The 14,637-nt window shown below is 61.3% G+C and carries 14 protein-coding genes and 1 pseudogene; 5 read left to right on the plus strand and 10 right to left on the minus strand.

The window, feature by feature from the left end; genetic code table 11:
* Positions 1–32: 32 nt before the first annotated feature.
* From BSK43_RS05355 to BSK43_RS05390, 8 genes and pseudogenes are all read right to left on the minus strand, one after another.
* Positions 33–2,033: a DUF2207 domain-containing protein gene (locus BSK43_RS05355; RefSeq protein ID WP_077471444.1), complete on the minus strand. Its 2,001-nt coding sequence runs from the start codon at positions 2,031–2,033 to the stop codon at positions 33–35.
* Between the two features lie 92 nt (positions 2,034–2,125).
* Positions 2,126–3,383, minus strand: a pseudogene (locus BSK43_RS05360) (3-phosphoshikimate 1-carboxyvinyltransferase).
* Between the two features lie 122 nt (positions 3,384–3,505).
* Positions 3,506–4,057 (minus strand): LemA family protein, encoded by a 552-nt coding sequence (locus BSK43_RS05365; RefSeq protein WP_068384769.1) that lies wholly within the window; start codon positions 4,055–4,057, stop codon positions 3,506–3,508.
* Positions 4,058–4,260: 203 nt separating this feature from the next.
* Positions 4,261–5,220 (minus strand): glycine--tRNA ligase subunit alpha, encoded by a 960-nt coding sequence (locus tag BSK43_RS05370; protein ID WP_077471442.1) that lies wholly within the window; start codon positions 5,218–5,220, stop codon positions 4,261–4,263.
* Between the two features lie 124 nt (positions 5,221–5,344).
* Positions 5,345–5,536, minus strand: a complete 192-nt coding sequence (locus BSK43_RS05375; protein WP_077471441.1) for an NfeD family protein — start codon at positions 5,534–5,536, stop codon at positions 5,345–5,347.
* 16 nt (positions 5,537–5,552) lie between these two features.
* On the minus strand, positions 5,553–6,413 hold the full coding sequence (locus BSK43_RS05380; RefSeq protein ID WP_077471440.1) for a S49 family peptidase: 861 nt from the start codon (positions 6,411–6,413) through the stop codon (positions 5,553–5,555).
* A gap of 105 nt (positions 6,414–6,518) precedes the next feature.
* Positions 6,519–7,295: a methyltransferase gene (locus BSK43_RS05385; protein ID WP_136686759.1), complete on the minus strand. Its 777-nt coding sequence runs from the start codon at positions 7,293–7,295 to the stop codon at positions 6,519–6,521.
* An 8-nt stretch (positions 7,296–7,303) separates the two neighbouring features.
* Positions 7,304–7,534 carry a DUF2007 domain-containing protein gene (locus tag BSK43_RS05390; RefSeq protein ID WP_075855603.1) on the minus strand — a complete coding sequence of 77 codons (231 nt, stop codon included), beginning with the start codon at positions 7,532–7,534 and terminating at the stop codon, positions 7,304–7,306.
* A gap of 108 nt (positions 7,535–7,642) precedes the next feature.
* Here BSK43_RS05390 and BSK43_RS05395 point away from each other — a divergent pair, with 108 nt between their 5' ends.
* The 4 genes from BSK43_RS05395 (at position 7,643) to moaB (ending at position 12,113) form a co-directional block, all read left to right on the plus strand.
* A complete protein-coding gene (locus BSK43_RS05395; RefSeq protein ID WP_077471438.1) occupies positions 7,643–8,659 on the plus strand; it encodes a polyprenyl synthetase family protein in 1,017 nt (338 codons plus the stop codon).
* Between the two features lie 123 nt (positions 8,660–8,782).
* Positions 8,783–10,636, plus strand: coding sequence for a tetratricopeptide repeat protein (locus BSK43_RS05405; protein ID WP_068387576.1), 1,854 nt, complete (start codon positions 8,783–8,785; stop codon positions 10,634–10,636).
* 8 nt (positions 10,637–10,644) lie between these two features.
* Complete coding sequence (locus BSK43_RS05410) at positions 10,645–11,559, plus strand: 4-(cytidine 5'-diphospho)-2-C-methyl-D-erythritol kinase (protein ID WP_077471437.1); 915 nt, start codon at positions 10,645–10,647, stop codon at positions 11,557–11,559.
* Positions 11,559–12,113 (plus strand): molybdenum cofactor biosynthesis protein B, encoded by a 555-nt coding sequence (moaB, locus tag BSK43_RS05415; protein ID WP_077471436.1) that lies wholly within the window; start codon positions 11,559–11,561, stop codon positions 12,111–12,113. The genes BSK43_RS05410 and moaB overlap by 1 nt, the downstream gene beginning before the upstream one ends.
* A gap of 30 nt (positions 12,114–12,143) precedes the next feature.
* Here the strand turns inward: moaB and BSK43_RS05420 are convergent, their stop codons facing one another.
* Both BSK43_RS05420 and BSK43_RS05425 read right to left on the minus strand, forming a co-directional pair.
* A complete protein-coding gene (locus BSK43_RS05420) occupies positions 12,144–12,458 on the minus strand; it encodes a hypothetical protein (protein ID WP_077471435.1) in 315 nt (104 codons plus the stop codon).
* A 176-nt stretch (positions 12,459–12,634) separates the two neighbouring features.
* Positions 12,635–13,153, minus strand: coding sequence for a glycosyl transferase (locus BSK43_RS05425; RefSeq protein WP_077471434.1), 519 nt, complete (start codon positions 13,151–13,153; stop codon positions 12,635–12,637).
* Between the two features lie 241 nt (positions 13,154–13,394).
* On the opposite strand from BSK43_RS05425, the gene BSK43_RS05430 reads away from it, so the two are divergent.
* The gene (locus tag BSK43_RS05430; RefSeq protein ID WP_068384735.1) at positions 13,395–14,552 is read left to right on the plus strand and encodes a PA0069 family radical SAM protein; all 1,158 of its coding nucleotides are present in this window, start codon (positions 13,395–13,397) and stop codon (positions 14,550–14,552) included.
* Positions 14,553–14,637: the final 85 nt, after the last annotated feature.

The raw sequence follows: 14,637 nt of genomic DNA on the forward strand, positions 1-14,637 counted from the left end.
GATCGCGGCAAACCTCCGCAGCCAAACAACAGTCACCCCCCACCCGCCGCTTCGCGGCGACCTCCCCCCTCAAGGGGGAGGTGTGTAACTACCACCCCCCCGCCGCCTCCACCGCCTCCGCCGCCACCGGAAGACCCGCCACCACCTCCTCCCCCACCGCCAAATGCAGAGGATGAGCTCGATACCGGGGCGGGAATGGTGGAAGCGATGGTGGATGCCATCGACGACGAGAAATCACCGATGGTTCCGCCGATGTTGCCGGGGTTGAAATTGCCGGAATACCAGAGCGGCGCATAGGCGGCAGCCACAGTCGCGCCGGCTGCCGTTGCGAGCCAATTCTCGAAGGCGCTCGACCAGGGCTTTTCGACGCCGAGTGCTACCGCATAGGGCAGCAGCTTTTCGAAATGCTGCGGCGACATCTGCGGTGCGCCCTGCATGTTCATCCGGTCGCGTTCGGCGAGTGTCAGATATTGTCTGAGACCGGCGATGCCGTCCATCATCTTGCGCCCGAGCGGCGTCGGTGCGCCCATCAGGAAATAGAAGACGACGTTGAGGGCGAAAATGCCGACGATGCCGGCGGTCAGCGGCAGCAGACCCGCCTCCCATAAAGGCACGACCGCGGCTCCAAAGCCGTTGACGACGGCCGATACCACGATGAAGCCGAAGAAAGCACAGATCAAAACGGACAGGATCCGTTGGCCGAGACCGGCGTTGTGACGGCGGAACCTCCGGCCGATGATGTTGGTAAAGATCGTCACGAAGACCGACAGGAAACCAGGCATGAGGATCAGCGGCACGGCGTTTTCATGCAATCGCCCAAAGATGATGATGGACGCCAGGATCAGGACAGACAGAGCAATGCCGGCGATGACGTAAAGCGAATTGGCTTTGTAATATTCACCGCGATGGTCACGCTCGATGGCGCTGCGGAATTTCGAGCCGAGCTGCTGTACCGCCTCGCCGTTCTCCTTGCCGATGACCAGCGGAGAAAATGGACCAACGGCCTGCATCAACACCTTGTCGCCACCGACCAGATTGCTGTCCGCCGCCTTGCCGGTGGGTCGAATGACGACCTTCTCCTTCAGATCATCAAGAACGACATAGCCGCGCACCGCGAGATCGATCGCCGTCGCCGACAGCGCCGTCCAACCGGAGCTGGCGAAGCCCTTATTGTCGATGTAGTTCACCAAAGCCGGCGAAATGCCCTCAGGCGAGTCCCAGCGCGGAACCATCACGCCCGGCGGCGGATCGCGCCCGACCCTCACCCAGCTGCGCATGTAGTAGATGAAGAGGACGATCAAGCCGCCGATGGCGATGATGGTATCGATATGATCACGGAGGAACCAGCCCCACTGCTGGGTGCCGCTCGGCGGCGCGATCGTCCCTTTGGCAAGCTTGACGGCGATAGTCAGGCCTTCGGCCATGGCGAGCGGCCGGGTCGTTACGAAGGTGACGATATTGCCCTGTGCGCTCGCACTTGCGTTCTTGCCGTTCGCGCCGAGAGGTCCGGTGAAGAAGGCAAGCTGCTGCGGCTGCACGCCATCGGGCAATGTCACCACCGCTCTGGCATTGATGATCGGAAACAGCCAGCCATTGCCTGTCACGTTCCAGTAGAGCTCTTCGTGATCATCGAAATAGCGGATCTGCCTGTCGGTATCGTAGGTGATGCGGAATGTGTGCGGGCCTGGGTTCAGGACTCGATCGGCGCTGCCGATATAAATGCGCTCACCACCCTGGATGCGCTCACTGCGCCAATCCTCCGGCTGACCGTCACGCTCGACGGAGACGACCTTGAAATCCACCTCGGTCGTGCGGCCGTTGGCATCGGTGAATGTCAGCGGAAAATCGCGGAAGATGCCACGACGGATATCACGCCCTTCCGCATTCACGGCGATGGTTTCGACCACCCGCATCGAACCGTCGCGATGCAGGGCAATCGCCTGATCGAAATTGGCGATGAGTTCGGCCGCCGTTACCGCGGTTGCGCAAAGCAGCAGGCACAAAGCCAGGAAGAACCCGCAAAACCGTGTCATCGCTCCCCCAAGAGATAGCGCGGCGCCGTTGCCGGCGCCGCCTCACGTCAAGAATGCTTCCGCGCCCCGCCCTCCCCTGGGATGGCAAAGCGTCAGTCTTCGTAGGTGACCCCGAGTGAAGCCAGCACGTTCCAGTAGGCGGGGAAGGTCTTAGCAACGCAATCGGGATCGAGAATGGTGATGCCGCCGATCTTCAGGCCGGCAAGCGCAAAGCTCATGGCGATGCGATGATCGGCAAAACTGTCGATCTCGGCCGGCAGAACCTTGCCGGCAAGGCTCGGATCGGAAGCAACAATCAGATCATCGCCCTCCTCGGTGCCGAGGTCCGGGACGATGCGCGACAGGCCACTCGACAGCGCCCGAATGCGGTCGCATTCCTTGACGCGAAGGTTCTCGATGCCGACGAAGCGCACGGGCGTTTCGTTGAAGGCGGCGAGAACGGCGAGCGTCGGGATGGCATCCTGCATCTGCGATCCGTCGATGACGGCAGGCAGGTGCGGGAATTTCGAGATGAAATCGTAAGCCCGCGCATCCGGCTGCGAGAATTCCGTCGCCGGCGTACCGAGATCGATCTTGCCGCCACCAAGCACTTCGGCCGCCCAGAGATAGGTCGCGGCCGAGGCATCCGGCTCGATGAGGAAATCGGCGGCATGGTAGCCGGTGGCCTCGACGCGCCACGCAACCGGGCTCAAGCGCTCGACCTTGGCGCCGAAAGCGCGCATGGCGGCAACAGTCAGGTCGATATAGCCGAGGGCGCCGATATGCTCGCCGAGCAGCTCGACATCGACGGCGCGGTCACCGCCGGCGGCCATCATCAGGAGCGCCGAGACATACTGGCTGGAAAGACCACCATCGATCTGCACGCGGCTTGCCTCGAAACGGCCCGTACCGTTGATCGTCACAGGCGGGCAGCCGGTTTCAGTCGAGGCGTCGATGCCGAGCGAACGCAACGCATCGACCAGCGGGCCGATCGGCCGCTTGGTGCATGTGCTGATCGCCATCGACCACGACCTTGCCTTCGACCAGCGCGGCGGCGGCGGTCAGGAAGCGGGTCGCCGTGCCGGCATTGCCGAGGAAAAGCGGCTCGGACGGCGACGTCAACTTGCCGCTGCCCGTCACGATGAAGGTGGTGGCGTCGGGCTCGTCGATCGTGACACCCATGGCTCGCAGCGCTTCGGCCATATAGCGGGTATCGTCGCTCTTCAGCGCGCCGGTCAGCCGGCTCGTGCCCTTGGCAAGGCCGGCGAGCAGCAGCGCGCGGTTGGTGATCGACTTCGATCCCGGCGGCATGGCGCGGCCGGTGAGCGGCTTGCCAGGCGGGATAATCGTGAGTTTGGCTCTACCCATCATCATTCTCTTCGGTCAGTCAGGAAGGCGGCCGATGGCCGCTTTTCAGGTCAATCAAGGAGGCGGCCATCGGCCGCCAAGCGGCTTCCTTTACCGCCTCACGCGAAAAACCGATAGCGGTAATCTCAGAACTTTACCGTGGGAACGGCGCGATCCGCTTCGTTGGTGATCTCGAAATAGGCCTTCTTGACGAAGCCGAAGGGGCCGGCGATGAGATTGTTGGGGAAGGTCTCGACCTTGACGTTCAGATCGCGCGCGGCACCATTGTAGTAGCGGCGTGACATCTGGATCTCGTTTTCCGTCGTCTCCAGCGACTGCTGTAGCTCGACGAAACCCGTATTGGCCTTCAGGTCGGGATAGGCTTCAGAAACGACCATCAGGCGCCCAAGCGCCTGGCTGAGCATGCCTTCGGCAGCGGCACGACCGGCAACGTCGCCAGCGGGCACGGCCTGGGCCGCGGCACGCGCCTGGGTGACTTCCACGAGCGTCTTATTCTCATGGCCGGCGTAGCCTTTGACCGTCTCGACCAGGTTGGGAATGAGATCGGCGCGGCGCTTCAACTGCACGTCAATGCCGGACCACGCCTCTTCGGCAACCTGGCGGGAACGAACAAGCCCGTTGTAGATGAAGACCACATAGAGTGCTGCCAGCACTATGATCGCTAGAAGAATATACATCTCGAATCCCCATGGCGACTGCAACCGCCGGGACACTAGGCAGATTTTTTCGCAATGTCACCCGGCATTTACCGCAATAATCGCCCAAAGTCGGGCGAAAGCAGCCCAATCAGAGGAATTACATTCGCGATTGCTCAAAGAAGATGTGCCGTGAACCATGGTCTCTGGAGCGCGCGTATACGCGCTCCGATCGGAGTTCGGGCTCAGGCCGCCTGCTGGTTCCAGTTGATGCCGCCTGCATCGGTGAGCAGGAACGCCTCGCCGCAAGCCTTGGCCAGCGTACGTACGCGCAGGATGTAGCTCTGGCGCTCGGTCACTGAGATGACACCGCGGGCATCGAGCAGGTTGAAGACGTGGCTGGCCTTGATGCACTGGTCATAGGCCGGGAAGACGCATTTGTGCAGGCGCTGGTTATCGCTGTCACCGGGGGCACCGGCCGCCAGCAATGCCTGGCATTCCTTCTCGGCATCGATGAAATGGCGATGCAGCATCTCGGTATTGGCATATTCGAAATTATGCCGGGAATATTCCTGCTCGGCCTGCAGGAAGATATCGCCGTAGCTGATCTTGTCTTCGCCTTCGAGGCCGTTGAAGTTCAGATCGTAGACGCTGTCGACGCCCTGGACATAGGTGGCCAGACGTTCCAGACCGTAAGTCAATTCGCCGGCAACCGGTGCGCATTCGATGCCGCAGACCTGCTGGAAATAGGTGAACTGCGACACTTCCATGCCATCGCACCAGCATTCCCAGCCGAGACCCCACGCGCCGAGCGTCGGGCTTTCCCAGTCGTCCTCGACGAAGCGGATGTCGTGCAACAGCGGATCGAGGCCGATCGCCTTCAGCGAGCCGAGATAGAGTTCCTGCAGGTTCGGCGGATTGGGCTTCAGGATGACCTGATACTGATAGTAATGCTGCAGACGGTTCGGGTTTTCACCATAGCGGCCGTCCGACGGGCGGCGTGACGGCTGGACATAGGCAGCCCGCCATGGCTTCGGGCCGAGCGCGCGCAGCGTGGTCGCCGGATGGAACGTGCCGGCACCGACTTCCATGTCGTAGGGCTGCAGAACCGCGCAACCCTTGTCAGCCCAGTAATTGTGCAGCGTCAGGATCAGCGCCTGAAAGGAGCGCTTCGGGTTCATATGGTCGGGCACGTTGGCAGTCATGGGAGCTGATTTCTTCTGCTAGCGAATGGTTGGGCGGACAGGTGCCACGGCGAGACGAAAGGGTCAAGACTTTGACAGGCAAACTGTCGTCTGGCCGTTGTCCGCACCGCGACCTTCGCACATCCTACTCGTCGTCGCGCTTGACGCGGTATTCTCCCGTCTTCGGATCCTTGACCAGCGTCCCGATCGCACCCGTGCGCCGTTCCGTTTCGGCGCGACGGGACTTTTCGGCAAGCCGCTGAGCGTCGCGGACGAAACGCCGATACAAGAACCAGATGCCGCCGATAGCAACGATAAAGAAGATGATCTGGGGCATTACCCAGCGCTCCTGATTACAACCCGTACCGGCCCCACAATGCCTTTTCCTCTGCCGCTTCGGCAAGCCCGGATGCAAGGCTCGCGCCGAGACCGTCCATGCCCGAGAGCGAAACACCGGGGGCGCGACGGCCGAAAAGACTGCGCGGCGTGGTGACCAGCGTCAGCTTGACCTTGTCGCCGAAGCGCTTCCGCAATTCCTGGCGCATGTCGCCGAGACCGTCGATCAGACCAAGCTCCAGCCCGCGCCCGCCCGTCCAGAACAAGCCCGAGAACACGGTTTCGTCGGCCGAGAGCTTTCCCGTGCGGCGCTCGAGCACCATGTCGATGAAGACCTTGTGAATCTCGAGCTGCAGGCTCTTCAGATATTCGATGTCCTTTTCCTTCTCCGGCTGGAAGGGATCGAGGATCGCCTTGTTCGCGCCGGCAGTATAGACACGGCGCTCGACGCCGATCTTCTTCAGCAGTTCCGGAAAGCCGAAACCGCCGGAGACGACGCCAATGGAGCCGACAATGGAGGTGGGGTCGGCGATGATTTCGTCACCCGCGAGCGCAATCATATAGCCGCCGGACGCTGCCACATCCTCGACGAAGACCAGAACCTTCTTGTTCTTCTCAGCAGCCAGGTCGCGAATGCGGTTATAGATCATCCGCGACTGCACCGGCGAGCCGCCCGGCGAATTGACAACGATGGCGACGGCCGGCGCGGTCTTCATGTCGAAAGCCTTTTCCAACGCCTGCGACACACCGGCGAGATTGAGCGATTGCCGCAGCGGGCCGCCGCCCGCCGAAATGACACCGCTCAGCCGAACGACGGGGATGACCAGCCTTTCCTTGCGAAACCGCTTCGGAAGCATGCGTCTCAAAAACCCAACCATTCGTCACCTTGAATCATGAAGTTCACTGCCCGTGATGTATGCACGGAAACGACAAACGCAACATCGCCGATCGCATTTCATGTGCCAAATCACGCAAGCGAGGCGCTATTTGCGTGCGTAGGCGGCACGACCATTATTCATATCGTCGACGAAATCGGTGAATTTATGCGTCCCCTCGCCGTGCATGATCAGCGGCGCGCGCAGCCCCAGCCGCTTCCTCGATCCCTTGATCGCCGTCACCAGGATGCGAACCGCATTCTCGCCCTCGCGCGGATGGATCGGCGTGATCTCGATGCCGCCGAAACGCCGGCCGCAGGCGGCGATGATCTCGCCGATCGATTCCGGCCGGGCGATGAGCGACAGCTGGCCGCCGGGGATCATGATAGCGCCCGCCGTGCGTATCCACCGCTCGAACAGCCCCTCGGTCATGGCATGTGCCTCGGCCTTCAGCGCATCGGGCGTCAGCCGGTCGCTCGCATCGTTGAAGGGTGGATTCATAATGACATGATGGAAGCTGTCGTCGACCAGTCCCGCCCTATTGCGGTCCTTGCCGGTCAGCGTCACATCGGCTTCGATGACCGCCACACGCTCGGAAAAACGGGCATTTTCCGGCAGCAGCAGGCTCTTGCGGGCAAATTCGGCCATGTCGGGCGAGCGCTCGAACAGCACCACCTCCGCCCGGTCGAGCCGCGACGCCACGGCCATGCCGGCGGCACCTGCGCCGGCACCGAGATCGGCCACCCTGATGGGCCGTTCGTCGGCCACGAGGGCAGCAGCAGCAATCGCATCCATGCCGGAACGATGCCCCCTGCCCTTGGGCTGGACAACATGGAATGCGCCACGATGGAAGGCGTCGACGGTTTCGGAAGGACTGGCGGCCATGGCGGACCTCAGCCGCGCGCAGGGCGCAGCTCGTCTCCGAGACCGGCATCGACGAGAATGCGCCGTGCTTGATCGGCACGCTCCTCTTCCACCAGAAAACGGCGCGGCAACATGCCGAGCGAGCCTTCCAGGATGCTCATGGCCTGATCCGCGACAAAGCAATGAATTCCGGCGTCTTTCATCAGGCTCTCCGCAAAAGAAAGAAGGACCGGATCATTCGTGCGGATCAGTTCGTGCATAAGCCTTGAGTTTCCTGTCAAATTTACGCGACGAGACAATTCGCCTCTTGCCGCCTCTTTCGCCCCTTCTTATGGTGCTTTGCAGAAAATGAACAGGAGTCCGGATCGTTGGGCGTCGTGATACCGCTGGAAGAAAGCAAGAATAAACTGGCATCCATCAAGCCTTTGGTGGATCTGACCAAGGCGGACATGGAACGCGTCAATCAGCTCATCCTGTCGAAAGCCGGCTCCGATGTACAGATGATTCCCGAGGTTGCGGAGCATCTGATCTCGTCTGGCGGCAAGCGCCTGCGGCCGATGCTGACCATCGCCTCGGCAGCGCTCTACAATTACCAGGGCGACAATCACATCAAGCTCGCCACATCGGTCGAGTTCCTGCATACGGCAACCTTGCTGCATGATGATGTGGTTGACGAAAGCGATCTGCGCCGTGGCAAATCCACTGCCCGCATGATCTGGGGCAACCAGGCGAGCGTCCTCGTCGGCGACTTCCTGCTCGGCCAGGCCTTCCGCATGATGGTGGAAGTCGGCTCGCTCGACGCGCTCGACGTGCTGTCTTCGGCCGCCTGCGTCATCGCCGAAGGCGAAGTGCTGCAGCTGTCGGTCTCCAAGAACATGGAAACGACCGAGGACGACTATCTGTCTGTCATCCGCGCCAAGACCGCAGCGCTCTTTGCCGCCGCGGCCGAAGTCGGCCCCATCGTCGCCAATGCCGGCAAGGCGGAGCGCAATGCGCTGAAATCCTATGGCACCAATCTCGGCCTCGCCTTCCAGCTTGTCGATGACGCGCTGGATTATGGCGGCAAGGCTGTTGATCTCGGCAAGAATGTCGGCGACGATTTCCGCGAAGGCAAGATCACACTTCCGGTGATCCTGGCCTATCGCCGTGGCACCGAAAAAGAGCGCGCCTTCTGGCGTGACGCCATCGAAACCGGCAATAACAGCGACAAGAATCTCGAGAAGGCCCTGGGGCTCATCACGAAATATGGCGCGCTTGCCGACACAATCGCCCGGGCTGTCCATTATGGCACCATCGCCCGCGACGCTCTGGCACCATTGCCGGAAACGCCATGGAAATCAGCACTTCTCGAAGTGATCGATTTCTGCATCGAACGCGTTAATTGATAGCGGCAGGCCGAATTTGTTGCAGCGCCGCTTCAAAAAAGCCATCCTGTTGTGAATCAGTTGACACGAACGCTTTATGCCGCCGGCGACTTCGCTGGCCGTCCCTCGATGAAAGGCTTTCTAATGCGGCAGAGACTTGCCATCCGTTTTCTCTCGGGCGTAGCCTTGGCGGCGATCCTTTCAGTGTCCGCCCTGAATGGTGCGCGGGCCGACGACAAGCCGGCAGCACCCGAGGTCAACGCCGAGGTCGTGTTCGATCCCGATAGCGTCGATACATTCGCCGGCGCATTCCTCGCTGCCCGTACCGCCGATGTCGACCACGATTACGACACCGCCATCGCGCTTTACAAGAAAGCGCTGATGATCGACCCGGGCAACCCCGAAATCCGCCAGCGGCTGATGATTTCGCTGCTGCTCAACGGCAATCTCGAAGAAGGCGTCAAATACGCCAACGAGCTGAAGAGCGATCCGTCCGTCGAGCGCGTCACCACGATCGTGCGCGGCATGGACGCAATCCGTCGCCACGAATATCGCAGCGCGCAGGAAATCCTCAAATATAACGGTCCAAACGATCTCGACCGGATGATGACCAACCTGCTTTCTGCCTGGGCGCGTGCCGGCTCCGGTCGCGGCAAGGAAGCGATCTCGATGATCGACAAGATGAAGGGCCCCGATTGGTTCAACATCTTCAAGAACTATCATGCCGGCGCCATTGCCCTGACAATGGGCGACCTGAAGTCGGCACGCTCGCATCTCAATGATGCGGTCCTCGACAAGACGGGCGGCGCCACGGCTCCCGACACCTTCATGCGCTCCGTCATGGCGCTGGCGCGCCTGGAAGCCAAGGCCGGCGACAAGCAGAAGGCTCTCGACACCATTTCGGTCGGCGACAATCTCGTCAGCAATTACGCGCCGTTGAATGCGCTGCGTGACAGCATCACCAAGGGCGAGACGCCCGACCAGCAGGTTACCGACGCCGCGCAGGGTGCAGCAGCCGTGCTCTTCACCATCGGTGCCGCGCTGAACCGCGACGGCGCCGAAGACGTCGTTTCGCTTTATCTGCAGATTGCCAATTCGCTCGATCCGAAGGCCGCCGATACGCTGGTTCTTCTGGGCGGCCTGGCCGAAAAGCAGGAACAGACCGATCGCGCCATCGCCTTCTACAAGAAGGTGCCGGACAATTCGCCGATGGCACGCATCTCCGAGCTGCAGCTCGGCCTTGCGCTCGCCCAGGCCGGCAAGGTCGACGATGCCCGCAAGCATCTGAAGGCCCTGATCGATTCTGATCCCAACGATGTCCGCAGCTACCTGGCCTATGGCAGCGTCCTTTCCGACGCCAAGGACTTCCAGGCCATGGCCGATAATTACGACAAGGCCGTGCAGATCATCGGGCCCGTGCCGAAGCGCAGCGACTGGGCCGTGTTCTTCCAGCGCGGCATTGCCTATGAGCGTCTGAAGAAATGGGCCGATGCCGAGCCGAACTTCAAGAAGGCTCTGGAGCTGAACCCCGACCAGCCGCAGGTGCTGAACTATCTCGGCTACTCCTGGGTCGACATGAACATGAACCTCGACCAGGGTCTGGACATGATCCGCAAGGCCGTCGACCTGAAGCCGGATGACGGCTACATCGTCGACTCGCTTGGCTGGGCCTATTTCCGTCTCAACCGCTTTGACGATGCGGTGAATGAGCTGGAACGGGCAGCGCAGCTGAAGGCCGGCGACCCTACCATCAACGACCATCTCGGCGATGCCTATTGGCGCGTCAACCGCAAGCTGGAAGCCGTCTACCAGTGGAACCGTGCTCTGGCCTCGAAGCCGGAAGAAGCCGATATTCCGAAGATCAAGGAAAAGGTCGACAAGGGCCTGCCGGCACTCGACACCGATCCGAAGACGGTCGACAAGAGCAAGCAGCCCGATCCGGCACCGGCTCCATCCCCTGACTCGAACGCGCCGGCTCCGGTCGACAAGAAGTCCTAAGACTTCCCATGAACACGATCTTGGCAGCGGGCGATTTCGACCTCACGGAGGAAGCGCCCGCAAAGATCAATCTTGCGCTGCATGTTACCGGCCGACGCGCCGATGGCTATCATCTGCTCGATATGCTGGTGAGTTTTGCCCGGCATGGCGATCGCCTTGGTTTCCGTGCAAGCGGCGAGGATGAATTCAGCCTCTCCGGACGCTTCGGTCCGCTGCTCTCCGCAGATGCCGAAGCTGGCGACAATCTCGTGCTCAAGGCGCGAGACCTGCTGCGGCAGGCGGCCCATGCGGCCGGTATCGATGCACCCGCCGTCCATATTCACCTCGAAAAGAACCTGCCGATCGCCTCGGGCATCGGCGGCGGCTCGGCGGATGCGGCGGCGGCGCTGCGTGGGCTTATGCGGCTATGGCGGCTCGTTTTGCCAGAGGAGACGGTCAAAGCCATCGCGTTGAAGCTCGGTGCCGACGTGCCGATGTGCCTTGCCAGCCGGCCATTGGTGGCGCGGGGCATTGGCGAGGCGATCGACCTGCTGCCGGACTTTCCGTCCTTTGCCATGGTTCTTGGCAATCCGCTTGTCGGCGTCTCGACGCCGGAAGTGTTCCGCCTGCTTTCCCGCAAGGACAATCCGCCACTCCTCTTCCCATCGCAGATGCCGCAGCGCCAGGGCGAATGGATCGATACGATCAAGACCCTTCGAAACGATCTGGAGCCACCGGCACGCGCGATATGCAGCGAGATTTCGACGCTTTCCGCCTTGCTTGAGCGCCAGCACGCCATCGTGACGCGTATGTCCGGCTCCGGCGCCACCTGCTTCGGCATCTTCGAAAATAGCGACCAGGCTGAGGCGGCAGCTGCTATGCTTCACAGACAGAGGCCGGACTGGTATTTCCAGGCGACCGAGACGTTTGCAGGAGAGGCATGATGGCAGGCCCAGGCAGCGAAAGACCCTTCATCCCCGTCGGTATCGCCGTGTTGACCGTTTCCGATACACGAACGCTCGCGGACGATAAATCCGGCGACACGCTGGTCGCGCGCATCGCCGAGGCCGGTCATAGACTGGCAGGTCGCGCCATCGTTTCCGATGACAAGGAGCGCATCCGCGCACAGGTCGAGGCCTGGACAAAGGACGTAGCCGTGGACGTGGTGATCACCACGGGCGGCACTGGCTTCACCGGTCGCGATGTGACGCCCGAAGCGCTGGAGCCCTTATTCGAAAAACGGATGGACGGCTTTTCCGAAGTCTTCCATCGCATTTCCTACGACAAGATCGGCACGGCGACGATCCAGTCGCGGGCAACCGGCGGTGTGGCCAACGCTACCTTCATCTTCGTGCTGCCGGGCTCTCCCGGCGCCTGCAAGGATGCCTGGGATGGCATATTGAAGGCTCAACTCGACTACAGGCACATGCCCTGCAATTTCGTGGAGATCATGCCGCGCCTGGACGAGCACCTCAAGCGTGGCGGCAGTTCTCGGTAGGTCCTGCGTCTCCGCAGGACATTTGCAGCCCTATGCTTTCGGCCCCGGCAAGACAGGAATTGATTCCCATCTTTCGCCATTGAGAATGATGCAGCTCCGGCCGGAGGCGTCACTGACCATCATCGTCCAGCTGCCGCTTTCAGCAACATAGATCTCAACGATCGTGTTGGGGTCGAGCTTGCCGACAGCCGACAGCTTTTCAGAAAGATTGTCGCCCAGGAACGCGATCATGTCGACGCGCTTGGCGCAGGCGAGTGTCGCTTGGGAGGCAGCGACGCCGGGATAGAGAATTGCACTGGCAAGGACGGCCGTAGCCATCAGGCGGTAGAACATCGTGCGTTTCATAACGCACCTCCTTCTGCCGAAATCTCGGCGGAAAAGGAGAGTTCCGCTGACCAGTTCCGCCGCATACCGGCATCATCATGGTCGGCCGCCCAACGCGACACGCGAAAGGTGCCGCCACACAGAAATTATGACAGCTATTTACCAGTTTACAAACGGAATCTCTGGAGGTCGACGCTTTATCGCGCCGCCCGCGCGACCCAGGATGGAATGAGCTCGCTTGAAAGCTTGCGGGATTTCTGGCCTTTAGTGAATTCAGCCAGCCGCATGCCGGTTCTGGCGATGGCGATGGCTTGCGGCTTGGATACCAGCAATCCCAGCTCCAAAGGCGGTGTGCCGCGCCCGATGCGCTGCAGGAACGGCCGGCGATAGCCGCGCGAAGCAGTAAAGCGCGCCGGCACCTTGTTCAGCGAGACATATTCGGCGATCTCATCGATCCAACCGGCCTGAGGCCGAGCACCGGGCTCGACAAAAAGCAGCCATTCGCCGCGTGCCGAGCGCAATATGTCCTTTATGTCCCATTGCGAATAAAACCGGCAGCCGGCAGCATCCGCCACGCGTGAGGTGCCGTCCCGCGAGCCGTGGTCCAGCACGACAACATCGCTGACGAGGCCCTCGATCGCGCCCGCCACCAATGCCGCCAATGTCTGCGCCAGCTCAGGTTCCTGATCCTGACATTCGATGATTACCGTCAACATTGCCCATTTATAGAGCGGCGCACAATTTATTGCCAGCGCCTAACCCTGGCGTCTGAGCGTTTAAGAAAAGCGTGATACGCCGCATCGAATCTCGCGCCGTCATCACTGATGGGCCTCGCATGCAGGACTAGGTGGGAAATGATTTCTTTGTTTTTGTTCTTGCATTGTTCTCATTTGTCGGATAGGAATTTAATCATCTTAGACGCGGCATGCGGCCCCATGAACCGCCCTGGAGCTACCGATGAACGAGCAGTCCCTTGCAGGGCAGGCCGCATTCGCGCCTGCCAACACGCCAGACATTGCCAATGCTTTGATCGCCGATGCCGGCCTCCGGATTGATGTGGAGCGTCGACGCGGGCGCGGCGCCGGATTGAATCCGAGCGGCCGGTTCGAGCCGATGCAGCGCGAGACCTTTGACGACGGTTGGCAGACCCTTGAAGAGCTCCCACCGTTCAAGACCGAAGTGCAGGTGGAAAAGCCGCGCACGGCCATCACCCGCAACGAATCGCCCGATATCCCCTTCGACCGCTCGATCAATCCCTATCGCGGCTGCGAGCATGGTTGCATCTATTGCTTCGCCCGGCCGTCGCATGCCTATATGGGCCTTTCTCCGGGGCTCGATTTCGAGGCGAAGCTCTTTGCCAAGCCGGATGCGCCGAAGCTTCTGGAGCGCGAGCTAGCAAAGCCCGGCTACAAGCCACGCGTCATCGCCATCGGCACCAACACGGACCCCTATCAGCCGATCGAGAAGGAATGGCGGATCATGCGCCAGATCCTCGAAGTGCTGAACAGGGCGAACCATCCGGTTGCCATCGTCACCAAATCGGCGCTGGTCATGCGCGATATCGACATCCTCAAGGATATGGCCGCGAAGAACCTCGTGCGGGTCGGACTATCTGTGACGACTCTCGACCGCAAGCTGGCGCGCACCATGGAACCGCGCGCCGCGACGCCATCGCGGCGGCTGGAGGCGATCCAGGCCTTGAGCGAAGCCGGCATCCGGACCTCGATCCTGGTGGCGCCGATCATTCCCGCCCTTAACGACCATGAGATCGAGCGTATCCTCGATGCCGGCAAGGCCGCTGGCGCGCAGGAGGCAAGCTATGTGATCCTGCGGCTGCCGCTGGAAGTGAGCCCGCTGTTTCGTGACTGGCTGCTGCAGCATTATCCGGATCGCTATCGCCACGTCATGTCGCTGATCCGCTCGATGCGCGGCGGCAAAGATTATGACGCCGAGTTCGGCAAACGCATGAAGGGCGCTGGCCCCTATGCCTGGCAGATCAGCCGACGATTTGAAATGGCGACGCGGCGGCTTGAGCTTGTCAGGCGCAATATAGCCCTGCGCGATGATCTGTTCGTGCCGCCTGATGGCAGCGGCGTGCAGCTCTCGCTGCTTTGACGGTTCCTCGCGGGTTTTCCCTGAGCCCGCCGGAAGAAAGCCCCCCAGGTTCGCCGCCCTGATCCACCGGGGGCTTGCAGGAGAT

Origin of the sequence: Rhizobium sp. P44RR-XXIV (assembly GCF_001999485.2) — a bacterium.
GTDB lineage: Bacteria > Pseudomonadota > Alphaproteobacteria > Rhizobiales > Rhizobiaceae > Rhizobium.

What these genes read in the sequence shown, in the direction of transcription:
- moaB (WP_077471436.1), top strand. Translation starts at nt 11,559, where the DNA reads ATGGCAGGCCCAGGCAGCGAAAGACCCTTCATCCCCGTCGGTATCGCC.
- BSK43_RS05370 (WP_077471442.1), bottom strand. Translation starts at nt 5,220, where the DNA reads ATGACTGCCAACGTGCCCGACCATATGAACCCGAAGCGCTCCTTTCAG.
- BSK43_RS05355 (WP_077471444.1), bottom strand. Translation starts at nt 2,033, where the DNA reads ATGACACGGTTTTGCGGGTTCTTCCTGGCTTTGTGCCTGCTGCTTTGC.
- BSK43_RS05405 (WP_068387576.1), top strand. Translation starts at nt 8,783, where the DNA reads ATGCGGCAGAGACTTGCCATCCGTTTTCTCTCGGGCGTAGCCTTGGCG.
- BSK43_RS05425 (WP_077471434.1), bottom strand. Translation starts at nt 13,153, where the DNA reads ATGTTGACGGTAATCATCGAATGTCAGGATCAGGAACCTGAGCTGGCG.
- BSK43_RS05380 (WP_077471440.1), bottom strand. Translation starts at nt 6,413, where the DNA reads ATGGTTGGGTTTTTGAGACGCATGCTTCCGAAGCGGTTTCGCAAGGAA.
- BSK43_RS05410 (WP_077471437.1), top strand. Translation starts at nt 10,645, where the DNA reads ATGAACACGATCTTGGCAGCGGGCGATTTCGACCTCACGGAGGAAGCG.
- BSK43_RS05390 (WP_075855603.1), bottom strand. Translation starts at nt 7,534, where the DNA reads ATGCACGAACTGATCCGCACGAATGATCCGGTCCTTCTTTCTTTTGCG.
- BSK43_RS05430 (WP_068384735.1), top strand. Translation starts at nt 13,395, where the DNA reads ATGAACGAGCAGTCCCTTGCAGGGCAGGCCGCATTCGCGCCTGCCAAC.
- BSK43_RS05365 (WP_068384769.1), bottom strand. Translation starts at nt 4,057, where the DNA reads ATGTATATTCTTCTAGCGATCATAGTGCTGGCAGCACTCTATGTGGTC.
- BSK43_RS05375 (WP_077471441.1), bottom strand. Translation starts at nt 5,536, where the DNA reads ATGCCCCAGATCATCTTCTTTATCGTTGCTATCGGCGGCATCTGGTTC.
- BSK43_RS05420 (WP_077471435.1), bottom strand. Translation starts at nt 12,458, where the DNA reads ATGAAACGCACGATGTTCTACCGCCTGATGGCTACGGCCGTCCTTGCC.
- BSK43_RS05385 (WP_136686759.1), bottom strand. Translation starts at nt 7,295, where the DNA reads ATGGCCGCCAGTCCTTCCGAAACCGTCGACGCCTTCCATCGTGGCGCA.